Annotated in this window: 6 protein-coding genes, 2 tRNA genes and 1 pseudogene; 2 read left to right on the top strand and 7 right to left on the bottom strand. The window is 23.7% G+C overall.

Annotated features, from left to right (window positions below; translation table 4 throughout):
- Positions 1-51 precede the first annotated feature (51 nt).
- On the bottom strand, positions 52-1,551 hold the full coding sequence (locus UUR8_RS00825) for an MBA family surface membrane protein (RefSeq protein ID WP_004026079.1): 1,500 nt from the start codon (positions 1,549-1,551) through the stop codon (positions 52-54).
- Positions 1,552-1,830: 279 nt separating this feature from the next.
- On the opposite strand from UUR8_RS00825, the gene UUR8_RS00820 reads away from it, so the two are divergent.
- Entirely contained in the window at positions 1,831-3,174 is a 1,344-nt protein-coding gene (locus UUR8_RS00820; RefSeq protein WP_004026221.1) for a DUF1410 domain-containing protein, read from the top strand.
- 96 nt (positions 3,175-3,270) lie between these two features.
- Here UUR8_RS00820 and UUR8_RS00815 read toward each other — a convergent pair.
- Together UUR8_RS00815 and UUR8_RS00810 are read right to left on the bottom strand one after the other, a co-directional pair.
- Positions 3,271-3,346: transfer RNA gene (locus UUR8_RS00815), tRNA-Ala, on the bottom strand.
- Positions 3,347-3,349: 3 nt separating this feature from the next.
- A tRNA-Ile gene (locus tag UUR8_RS00810) sits at positions 3,350-3,426 on the bottom strand.
- Between the two features lie 187 nt (positions 3,427-3,613).
- Between UUR8_RS00810 and UUR8_RS00805 the strand changes: the two genes are divergently transcribed.
- Positions 3,614-7,411 (top strand): DUF1410 domain-containing protein, encoded by a 3,798-nt coding sequence (locus UUR8_RS00805; protein ID WP_004026835.1) that lies wholly within the window; start codon positions 3,614-3,616, stop codon positions 7,409-7,411.
- Between the two features lie 103 nt (positions 7,412-7,514).
- On the opposite strand, the gene UUR8_RS00800 is transcribed toward UUR8_RS00805, so the two are convergent.
- From UUR8_RS00800 to UUR8_RS00785, 4 genes and pseudogenes are all read right to left on the bottom strand, one after another.
- Complete coding sequence (locus UUR8_RS00800; protein ID WP_004025510.1) at positions 7,515-7,814, bottom strand: putative DNA-binding protein; 300 nt, start codon at positions 7,812-7,814, stop codon at positions 7,515-7,517.
- Positions 7,804-8,859, bottom strand: coding sequence for a signal recognition particle-docking protein FtsY (gene ftsY, locus UUR8_RS00795; RefSeq protein WP_004025767.1), 1,056 nt, complete (start codon positions 8,857-8,859; stop codon positions 7,804-7,806). The genes UUR8_RS00800 and ftsY overlap by 11 nt, the downstream gene beginning before the upstream one ends.
- 2 nt (positions 8,860-8,861) lie before the next feature.
- Positions 8,862-11,807 (bottom strand): annotated as a pseudogene (locus UUR8_RS00790) (AAA family ATPase).
- A 68-nt stretch (positions 11,808-11,875) separates the two neighbouring features.
- The gene (locus UUR8_RS00785) at positions 11,876-12,586 is read right to left on the bottom strand and encodes a hypothetical protein (protein ID WP_004025885.1); all 711 of its coding nucleotides are present in this window, start codon (positions 12,584-12,586) and stop codon (positions 11,876-11,878) included.
- Between the last annotated feature and the right edge of the window lie 183 nt (positions 12,587-12,769).

The raw sequence follows: 12,769 nt of genomic DNA, 5'->3' as shown, positions 1-12,769 counted from the left end.
TAAAAAACTCTAGTGCTATTTTAAAGATACCAACTAGAGTTTTTATATTAATTATTTTTTATTATTTGTTTCTGTAAGTGATAAAGGAATGTAATTTGTATTTAAATTTGTTTGTGTTTTTTCATCAACTAGAGTTAAATTTGATTTAATTTTAGCACTTAATTCGTTTTGAGTATTATTGCCTTTATTTTCAATATTAAATGCTTTTAATAAATTAGGAATCAATTTATGACTAAACATTACATTTTTAACATGATATTTTTGTTCTTTATCTAAATTAAACACCTTGGTAAACACTAGTTTTGGTGATTTTAAAACTTCTGATTTTTTAAAATCAACATATGAATAATTTTGTGGATCTTTTTCACTTGTTTTTCAATCTTTTGGATATTCTGCAATTTGTAAACGCATTACTACAGGGTCTTCAATTATTTTATCAGTTTCAACTGGTTTGCCATCTTTTAATTCAACTTTACCTTCACTATCTTTCTTATATTCTTTAAATACAACATCTTTTAATAATGTTGGTCAGTCAAAACCATTGTATAAATTAAATGTTGCAGTAACTGTTTTGTCTTTTATTACATCCTTATCTTCTTTAATAATACGAATTTTATTAGATTCAATTTCTACTGATGGCTCTAAGTTATGCTCTTCAAACAAATTACTCATTGAGCCATAAAATTCATTAATAAAAATTGGATCATAATGAACTTTATCATTTACTTTGGTTGCTTTCATGATTGTTGTAAAGTAATCTTTAAATAATGCTAAGGCTTTATTTTTAGTTTCATTATTATCTTCTGCTAGTAATCAACGCAATCCTAAAATAATCTTTTCATAAATTTGTTTATCTTCTAAATTAAGGTCGTTGCTTTCTAATTTTTGCGCTAAAACATCAATTTCATCTAAAAATTTTTGAACAAAATTATGATTCTTATAATCTAGTGTTTTATTATTTGGATTTAAATATTGATACTCATTACTAATATATTTTTCTAAATTAGATAATGTAATTTGTTTTACATAATCTTCATCTTTAATTGCTTTTTCATAATCAACAGCTTTAGTTTGCTTTTCTTCTTTTGGTTCTGATTTTTGACTAGGAACTTGTTCAAAAGCTACTGTTTGATAATTCAAATTATCGTTATTTAAAACTAATGCTTCTGTTTTTAAAATATTTTTAGTTGGTACAACAAGTAATTTTTCATTTACTTCAGGTTTACGTGGTAATTTAACGTAAACCTTACCGTCTTTTTGAACTCCTTTAACTTTAATATTTACTGGATTTTTACCATCTTTATCTAAAACAGAAACACCAAACTCAAGATTTTCTAATGATTTCTTTTCTTCATCTGTTAGTTTAGTATAATTTTCAATTTCATAAACAGCAAAATAATTTTTTCCATCTTTTGTTTGTGCTAATTGTTTACTTAACTTAGATTTAATATTTGAATTTGAACAAGAAGCTGCAAACGCAACAATACTTGTACTAATTGCAATAGCACCTAATGACATTGCTCAAAATTTTTTGTTTTTTAATAATTTCATTTATATATAATCTCCTGATAGATTAATTTTTGTTATTTAAATCATTCTAATTGTCAAAATTTAAAAAAACATTGTATATTGTACATAAAACAATTTTATTTGTATAATTTATTTTAAGACACACAAAAATTGTAAATGCATTAGCACATTTACTAATTTATTTTACAATTTTATTTGATTATTGTCAAAAAATATCGTATAAATTTATCATTTTATCGAGTTAACTACTTCACTTCTATATATATATATATATATATTGAAATTAATATAAACGATAATTTGAATTATCAAACAGTAGCTTTTGAACAAGTTCCTAGTCAAAAATCTACATCAACACCAGAAAACCCATCAACACCAGCATCTACTAAAAAGGATGAGGTCGTTGCAAATAAAATAACAATTAATAAAATTCAAAACGGCACTGCTATTATTGAAGTTGCATTTAGTAAATTTGAATTAGCAGATCCTAATAAGAAAGATTTTGTTTTAGAAGTTAAAGATAGTGTTAATGATGGTGCTTCTGCTATTAGTGCTACTGAATTGGTATTTGATGCAAATAAAAAGATTCTTACAGGTAAATTAAATGGTTTAGTATCTAATATTAACTATAAAATATCAAAATTTACTCTAAATAATAATAAAATTAAATTTGATTTAAAACAAGAAGACCAACAAGAATTATTAAACCAATATATTAAACAAGCAAAATTAAATACAATCATTAATAAGGCCAATAAAAAAATTAATATTAAATTACAAGATTTTAGCATATTAAATTCTTTTCAAGACAATCAACCTGTATTAACATTTGATATTGAAATTAAAAAAGATAGTAGTTTACAAGTAGTTCATAAATCATTAACAAAGAATCAATTATTAAATCCTAATGGTTTAGAAATTGATTTAAAAGATAAAATGAATAAAGATAATGTAAATTATGATGTTAAATTAACTAATGTTAAAATTGCAAATGTTGCATTAAATAATGATAATGTTAATAATATCGAACAAAATCATATTTCATTTCGACATCTATCAACCAATGATATTAAAAATTCTAGTGATAAAATAGAAGCTAAATTTTCAGTTGGATTGGGTTTTGATATATCTGAAAAACTAAAAAATATTGCATTTAAAAAGTTAGATACTAATACTAATAAATTAATTGATATATCTGATCCAACAATTTTACGTTTAACTTTTTACGAATATAGTAAAGATCAAAAAGTAGAAAACAATCTTGCTGCACCAACAGATAAAACAAAAATTTCAGTTGTTGAAATTAAAAAATCACAATTAATAAATTCATCGGTTGTTTCTTTCGTAAAAGAATTAAATAAGAATGCTAAGTATCACATGGCTAATATCGCCTTTAACCAACAATTATTACCATATTTAAATAAACAATTCAATGTTAATGCTGATTTTCCAATTGATCTAGAAAAAAATCCAATCGACTTTAATGATAATAAACAAGCTGGTGATGAAAAAATTAAAAAGACAAAAGAATCTGCTATAAAAGTAGCTACAGCAATTGCTAAACAAATTGTTGGAATAGATTATAAAGGAAGAGATATTATTAAAAATTTTATTGAATTAGATAATGTAGTAAATAAAAAATAAAACCAAAAAACCTATAATTATTAATTATGGGTTTTTTAATCTTATTTAAGACAAGAAAAAAACCAAGCCTTTTTGGTTTGGTTTTTATAATTATAATGGTGGAGACGATGGGGGTCAAACCCACGACCTCCTGAGTGCAAATCAGGTGCTCTATCAATTGAGCTACGTCCCCAAATGGTGGAAATAAGTGGGCTCGAACCACCGACCTCACCCTTATCAGGGGTGTGCTCTAACCAACTGAGCTATACTTCCAATGTACCATATTATTATACAACAGACAAATTCAAAAAGCAATATTTTTTAAAATATTTTTAATTACACAAAATATTTACTCTTTATATAAAAAGATAAATGTTATTTTTATTATATTATTTTTAATTATGAAAGCAATTAAAAATAATAATAAAATATTTTAAAATATTTCAGATAAAATAAAAATATGAAAAGAATAAAAAACAAAAAATGATGAAAATTCGGTGGAGTGTTATTTTTACTCCCCCTTGCTTCTTTTTTAATCATGTGCAAAAATCAAGAAGCACCAAAAACAAATAAAGAAAATGTCTTAGATGTTTTTGATGAGAATATAATTAATATAGAAAATATTAGTAAACCTAAATTTATTAATCAAAATAAAACAATTATTAATTTAAAATTAAAAAAATTTAATTTTAAATCACCAAATACTACTATAACCTTAACTTATAAAGATAATAATGGTCACAAATTTACATCAGATCCCTTAAATATTAATGATGAGCAAAATTATGATTTTATTTTCTCTAATTTAACTCCTAATCGTAAATATCAAATTCAAAATTTAACTTTCAATAATCAAAAAAGAACAGATGTTTATTTAAAAACTAACCTAAATAATGCTATTTTTTCAATAAAGCCAATACCCATTAAAATCAATAATTTTAAAATAAAAGTTTTTAATCAAAATGCATTAATATCTTTTAGCATTCCTAAGAATTCTGATGTAAGAGTAAATGAAAAAATAGCATTAGAATTTGAAAATTTAAGTAATAATTTAGTGCCTAATAACGAAATAATTAGCAAAATTGATAATGATTTTAATGTAGAATTTAATTTAAATAATTTAAATTTAAATAATAAATATCGAATTGTAAGTCTTAGATTTTTAGATACTAATCCACCTAATATTAATCCAAATGTTTTCGAAAAGTTATCTAATCATGAAAGTATTTTTACAATATTAGATATTAAAACAAATACTCATAATCATAAAGACTTAAATACTAATGATAAAAAATATATTGATAGTCCTTATAATACTAAAATTGAACTTAATGATAAAAATAATTTTAATGATAAAGTGTTACCAGATGCATTTGAACAGCAAAACATTAATATACAAGAAGTTGAGAATCTTAATCAAGACATCTTAAATCAAAATGAGCTAGAATTACAAAAATATTTTAGTTTTGTTAGTGATCAAACAAACTTTAAAGCCAAGAATTTTCAAAACTATTCTTTTAATGATATTAATAAAAATTCAAAGCAAGAATTTAAATTTAAAATCAAACATATTAGCATTGATAACAATAATAAAAAAGCAATCATTGAATTAGATTCTTCTAATTCTAATGATAATACTAAACTTTTAGAAGCAAATAATAAACAATTATTAATTAAATCATACGATTATAATAATCCCTGATCTAAAATTCTTAGTTATGAAAAAAAAGATAATAATAAAATGATATTTGATTTACATGATTTTCCAAAAGATTTGAAAACATTTATTATTACTCATATTCGTTTTGATGATAATATAACTTCACTTGGTAAAATTAAAGAAAATAGTTTTGAATACTATCAAAATGACAAGGAATATTTATTAAAATCGCTTAAATACTACTTTGATATAAAAGAAAATCAACTATACGGTTCTGCTTGTTTTAATTTTAATAATAATGATTTTGAAATCCTAAAAAATAAAACCTTTATTTTTAAATATGAAATCGACACTAAAAATAATGTCTTAAATAAATATATACCGTTAAATAAATATATAAGTGTTGATTTTAAAAATCTAGCACAATTTAAAATTGTTAATGTTTTTGATGGATTAAATTATAAACTTGAAAGTATAAAAATAGTTAATAAAAACAGCTTGTTACCTTATAATGATCATGTTAAGATTCAAAATGCTAATAATACAAATTTTAGTGTTTGACATAAAGTTTATCCAAAGCAAAATATTATTAATAATTTTCTTGATGATTCATCAATAAAAGGTGAATTAAATTTATCAAAAATAGATTTTAATCACTTATGAAAAAATAATACTGATCAAAAAAATATCCCTTATTCTTTACGTAATTTAATATCATTAACTTTATATGAAAGAGAATATGCAATTTATAAGCATAATGCAACTAATGGTTTTTATTTGTATAACACAATAACAAGTAATAAAGATTTTAATTTAATTAAAAATAATAAAGAGTCATATCATCTAAATTCTTTAATTGCACACTTAGCAATTAAAGAGGAAGGATTAAAAAAGGATGCAACTGCTGGTTTCTTCTTAGAAAAAGATTTACATGATTTTGGTAATTTAAATAATTTTAAAGATGAAGATATTGTCTTTAATGTAGATTTAGAATTAGATCCTAATCTAATTTATGAATCACAACTTGCAGATAAAAACATGCGAAGATCACATGTGATGATTCCTATTTCATATAAAGTAATTAAAAAACAACACATTTTAGAAGATGTTGAATTTGGTTTAAATTATGCTTTAGGTTCTGAAACTTATGAAAATCACATCTATCAACAAATTAAATCACAATTAAAATTTAATGTCTTTTTAAATGGTTCAAAGATAAAAGTTGAAGTTAAGCCACGCAATGATAATATTAAGCTTTATGATTACGTTTGAAAACACAATAATTCAAATCAACCATCATATTTTATTGGAAGATATGATTTTATTGTTAATTGATTAACAAATAATAATGAAGTTATTATTGATAAAAAATTAGAGGAATTTAAAAAGAAATCTTATACCACAAGAATTTTAAAAGACAATGAAAATGAAATGTCAAAAGCAGCAATAAAACAAGTTCGTGAGCGTACGATTACTTTTAGTTTAACAAGTGATGGTACTTGAAATTTTTTAGGTAAGGTAAAACCAAATGATCCAAATGATTACCGTTATTATATGTTAACTGATCATCATGTTATTGGTAGTGGTGGTAGTTGATATAATCCCCAAATAAATTGGGCTGGAAAAGTGGAATATGAAAGTATTAATTTAAATAAAAAAACTATTTACGATGATGATGGAAATGAAAAATACACATATTCGAATTTTGCAGATTATACAGTTGTAATTCCCCAAGTAATTAGTCAAAATGATTTAAATAAGGATAAATATCAACCATATTATAATTATAATAATGTTAATGACCAAGATACTCCAGGAAAAAATCAACTTCAATATTTTGCTTTTCCATTTAAATTAAAATTTGAAAAAGTAATGGATTTTTGTTTACAAAAAAATAATATATATAAACACTATAATGCTTTGGGTAGATATGATGATAAAATAAGTGAATTAGATTGGTCAGTAGTTAGTATCGATCTAAAACCAATTTTTGAAGCTTTTAAAAATCAAGATTTAAATAAACCGTTTATTTACAATAATAAAACTTTGTCTCCAGAAGAAACTAGTGTTATAAAATATTTTTTAAGTTTAAAAAATATAAAACCATTAGAGGTTAGTCCACAAACAAGATATGTTAGAAGCAACCAAGATGTTGATTGGTATATTGGCACTTTCCCTCGTTATACAAATACTAACCAAAATTCAATGGGGGTTGGCGAACTACGTTATCGTGAATATAATATACAAAAAATCGATTCTGTAAATACTAATTTTGTCACAGGTGGTAAGGGCGTTTTATATAAATCAGATATACCATATACAACAATTAGTACTGACTATATAGATGCTGCGGGTGGTTCATCTGGAACTAGTTTATATGATGAACAAGGACGATTCGTTGGATCAATTGCAACTGGTAGAACTCCAAGTAAAAATGGTCATCCAACGTGAGAAACTATAGGTTGAAGTTTAATAGATAGTCAAATTAGTGGGTTTTTTGGTGATCGGGAAAATAGAGCTAACAATAGTTCGATTATCCAACAAATTAAACAATTAGCTTATTTATATCCAGAAAAATATGAGGATATCTATAAGTAATATAAATCCTTTTAAATAAGATTTATGTACATTCAAAATTAAAAAAAGAAAGAAACGTTGTTAATTTAATAACCGTTTCTTTCTTTTTATTTTAATAAGAAATTTATATATCTTTTAATTTTTTAACTAATTCAGAATCGTTGATTAATGTATATAAATCATTACGCTTTTTGTTTTTTTCATAAATTAAAAGTGCTTGTTCATATTTTAATAATTGGTCACACACTTTGTTTAAACAATCACTAATAGCGCTTTTTGAAACTTCTTTTAGTTCAGCAATTTCAGAAAACGACAAATCTTTAAAATAATGTAAATTAAAATATTCACACTGTTTTGTTGTTAATAATCCTTGATAAATATCATATAAAGCAATCAAATATCAACGTTTATTCTTATTTAACATCTAATTTCATTCCTAAAACTATGCTATCAACATACATTTCTAAATCAAATACACTTAAATCATCTAATTTTTCGCCTAAACCAATCAGTTTCACAGGTATATTAAAAGCATCTTTGATTGCTAATACAATTCCCCCACGACTTGTAGAATCCATTTTAGTTAAAATAATCCCTGAAATTTTCGTTACTTCGTTAAATGCTTTTGCTTGATTAATTCCTGACTGGCCTTGAGTAGCATCTAAAACTAATAAAGTTTCGTGCGGAGCATGTTCATCAAATTTATGAATTACATCATGAATTTTTTTTAATTCATTCATCAAATTAATTTTATTTTGTAATCTACCTGATGTATCACAAATTACTAAATCATATTTTTGTTCATAACCTTTTTTAACTCCAGCGTATATGACAGAGGCAGGATCTTGACCTTCTTTAATTGGTAATTCAATATCAACATTTAGACGCTGTGCTCAAACTTTCAATTGTTCAACAGCACCAGCTCTAAATGTGTCTCCAGCTACTAATAAAACTTTTTTATTTTCATTAATAAATTTTTTAGTAATTTTTGCAATTGATGTTGTTTTACCAACACCATTTACACCAACAACTAAAACTACATTAGTTTGATTTTGCTTTAAATTAATTTCTGTATTAATTTCTGTATCTTGAATGTAATAAATAAAAATTTTATCGATAATGATAGATTTTATTAATTCTGGATCATTAACTTTTTGATAAATCATTTCGTTTCGAATTGATTCAATAATTTTATTAGTTGCAACATAACCTACATCATAACCAATTAAAACTTCTTCTAAATGCTCATATCATTCTTCATTGATATCAATGTATTTGGTTGCTAGTTCGTTTATTGCATTAGTTAATGCTGAGGATGATTTTCTTAATCCCTCGTTAAATTTATTAATTGAATTATCTTCTAATTTTAAAATTCGATTTTCTTCATTCTTTTGAGAAATTTCCTCAGAAACTTGTCCAGTGTCTTTTTTACCTAAAATTTTATTAAATATTTTTTTAAAAAAACCCATTCTTATAATTCGCTTTCATATTTAATTTTTGGATCATTTAAATTAACTTCTAATAATGTTGTTACACCATTATTCATCATTGTCGTTCCTAATAAATAACCACAACTTTTCATAGTTCCTTCACGGTGTGTAATAACTAAAAATTGTGTTTCGTCACTATATTTATCAATAATCGTAGCAAATTTAGCAACATTACTTGCATCCAAAGCTGCTTCTGCTTCATCTAAAATGATTAATGGAAATTTAGCGATTTTTAATAAAGCAAATAATACTGCTAGCACTACCATTGTTTTTTCCCCGCCTGACAAAGCAGACAACGGTACATCACGTTTTCCTGGTGGATTAGCAACAATTTCAACTCCTGATTCCAAAATATTATTAGGATCATCAAGATTAATCGCACAAGAGCCACCACCAAATAAATATTAAAAAATTTCTGGCATTAGCTTATTAGTTTCACGAATAACTTTCATAAAATCAGCTTTTGCTTTTTTATCTAATTCATGAATTGAACTACTAATTTCATCAACAGCTTTTCTACAATTTTCATATTCAGCAAAATTAGCATCATATTCTGCTTTTTTTTCTTCGTAATCTGTTAATACATTTAAATTAATATCTCCATATTTTTGAATATCAATTTTTAAATTTTCAATTCTAAAACGAGCATCAGATTCACTCATCTCAATTTCTTGATCTTGATAAGTCTCAATAGCGTTTTCAATTGTTAGTTTATAATTTTCCACAAGTCGATTTTGTGCATTACTAATAGAAAAATTTAAATTATCAATACTAACTTCAAATTTATTGAGTTTAATTTTAAGGTCATTAAAAATATCCAACTCTTTTCCATATTCAATTTCTTTATTGTTTTTATTAATATTAGCATCTGATAAATTCTTTTTTAAAGAAGAAATCTTTTGTTCTAAATCAATTAATTCATTATTACTCTCATAATACCCATTATTAAGATCGTTAATTTTTAATTCAATTTTGTTATCATCTAATTTCATAGCATTTAAAGCTTGATACTGGTTATTATAATTAGCTAAATTATCACTAATACCATCATTTTTAGCTCTTAAACTATTGATAATAGAATTTAAACTTTGTTCGTCATTATAACATTCTTGTCATTTGCTTTTTGTTTTAATATTTAAGTTACGTAAATCAATTTCTTCCTTTTTTAATGCTTGAATCTTTTCGTCTAATTGTTTAATTTTTTCATCAAGATTTAAAATAATATTCTTCTTGCTATTACTTCCCCCAGAAATAGCCCCGCCACCAAAAACAACATCACCATCTAAAGAAACAACTTTATAGTTTTTATACGTATATTCACTCAAAATAATGGCATTTTTTAAATTATCAGCAATGATTGTATTACCTAGTAAATAATCAATTGAAATTTTATAATTTGTATCAATTTTTACTAATTCATTTGCAATACCTACAAATCCATCCAATTCTTTTAACACATCATAAAATTCTGGTTTAATGCTTTTAGCTTGTAAATTTTCAATCGGTAAAAATGTCGCAACACCAGCATTATTTTTCTTTAAAAAATCAACACAATTTTCTGCTGCTTGATTGTTCTTAACAATAATATTATTAATTCCTTTTGCTAAAGCAATACTAATCGCTACTTCATGTTCTATTTTCGTTTTAATATTTTGTGAAATAGTACCATAAACACCAGGTAATGATTTTTGAGCACTAATAATTGATTTTACACCGCGTTCGTTTTGTGTTTGGCGATTAAACTCATTTTCTAAAGATTCTTTTTCTAAATTTTTAGTACTAATTTTTGAAACAATGGTGTTTATTTTATTTTCTTGTTCTTCTTTGATTTTTTCTAATTCTCTTTTTTGTTCAACAACTTTATTAAACTCATCTATTTTTTTATTAATAATACTTTTGTTGTTTTCTAATTCTTTTTTTGAAGTGTTAATTAATTTAGCAAAGGCTTCAATTCGTTCTTCTGTATTAGTTGAATTAAAAGCTTTGTTTTCAAGACTACTCTTTGTTAATAATAATTGTTCATTTAAATTCTTTATTTTTTCTAATATTTTTTTATGTCTAAATTCCAAATCAGTTAATTCTTCAACATAATCATTTGCAATTTTACGTAAATTTAAAATTTCGGCTTTTTTAGTTTCAATTAAAGGAGCTTGCATATTGTAATTGTTTTTTGATTCTTTTAACTCATTTGTAATTTGCTCTAAATTTTTTTGTCAGTGAACAATATCACGCACTAAAATTACTAACTCTAATTTAGTCAATTCATCTTTAATTTGTTTGTATTCATTAAAACGTTGTGCTTGTTTTTCAAGTTTTGTCAATTCTTTTTTTAAATTAACAACAATATCATTTAAACGATCCAAGTTTTCATTCGCGCGTTCTAAAGAACTTAAAGCTTCTTGTTTACGTTTTGAATAACGACCAATTCCTGAAGCTTCTTCAAACATTTTACGTCTTTCAATTGGCTTAGCTTCAGCAAATCAAGAAACAGCGCCTTGACTAATAATTCCTAAAGAGCCTTTTGATAGTCCACTATCTAAAAACATGTCAGTAATATCTTTTAAACGCACTATTTCATCATTAATATAATATGTATTTTCATTTGTTTTAGTATTTAATACTCGTGAAATTTTGATTTCTTTGTGCTCTGTATATAAAACATTATTAACATTATTGAAATATAAATTAACCCTAGCAATATGTGCTTTTGGTGCATATCTTCCACCACTGAATAATAGTTCGTTTTTATGAGCTCTCATACTTTTTAATGATTGATCACCAATTACTCATTTAAGTGCGTCAACAATATTTGATTTTCCTGTTCCATTTGCACCAACAATTCCTGTCATTGGGTGTTTAAATTCAGCGACTATTGGCTCTCCAAATGATTTAAATCCTTGTGCTTCTATTTTTTTTAAAAAAATCATATAATCTCCAAACTAATTTATTATTAATTAAAATAATATGAATTTTGAGTCCATTATAATATTATAAATTATTCAATATTGATCACTAAATATTTGTGGTCTTTATCAAAAATTTTATACGTTTCATATTTTTTATAAAGTTCTTTTAAATATTCATCATTTAGATGGTCATCTAAATTTAAAACGCATTTTAAAATTTTATTTTGAATCTCTTGCGCTTTTAAAAAATTTTGAGATTTAGATTGTACAATAAAATCAACAAAGCCATAATTACGTAATAAATTAGTTTGAATTATTCCTTTTGTTTCATCTTCTTTAATTTTAAAAACATATTTTTTTCAATTATAATCAGTTAGGTATGATTTGTTAAAATTGTAGGTAACAAAATAAACTCAATTAATAGCGCTCATTTGAATTGTCCAAAAATTAACATATTTAATTAATCCTTGAATTTTTTCAATAATATAATTAACTAAATTAAATAAAACTAAATTGTTATCTTCGCTGTAAATATCATTTTTTTTATTAACGTTAACAATGTTATATTCATATGGTTCATTGGTAATTGATTTTGATATTAAAATTGTTTTATTATTAATTTTTAAAACGATATTGTTTATAGTATTATTGATGATCTTAGTTTCTTTATATTTTTCTAAAATTGAAGGTAATATTTTAAAAATATCATCTTTAAATTCCAATATTATGGGTAATGTTATTGATGATTTTAAATTTTTTTGTTTATTTTCTAATAAATGTATAAAAATTTGGTAATTCATTTTTTATCTTTTCCTTATCTATCTCTTATCAATTGCTTAATAAATCTTTATTTATTTTTTATATTTCAAATAAAAATGACATTTTATTATAGTTATAATACAAACTTGATTTTTTAAAACAATAACGTGTAATAAAATACATAAAAACAACATTTTTATTTATAATATAAGCAAGCCAACTTG

The sequence above is a fragment of the Ureaplasma urealyticum serovar 8 str. ATCC 27618 genome, assembly GCF_000169535.1.
Lineage (GTDB): Bacteria > Bacillota_I > Bacilli_A > Mycoplasmatales > Mycoplasmoidaceae > Ureaplasma > Ureaplasma urealyticum.
This window is presented reverse-complemented; position numbering and strand designations above follow the sequence as displayed.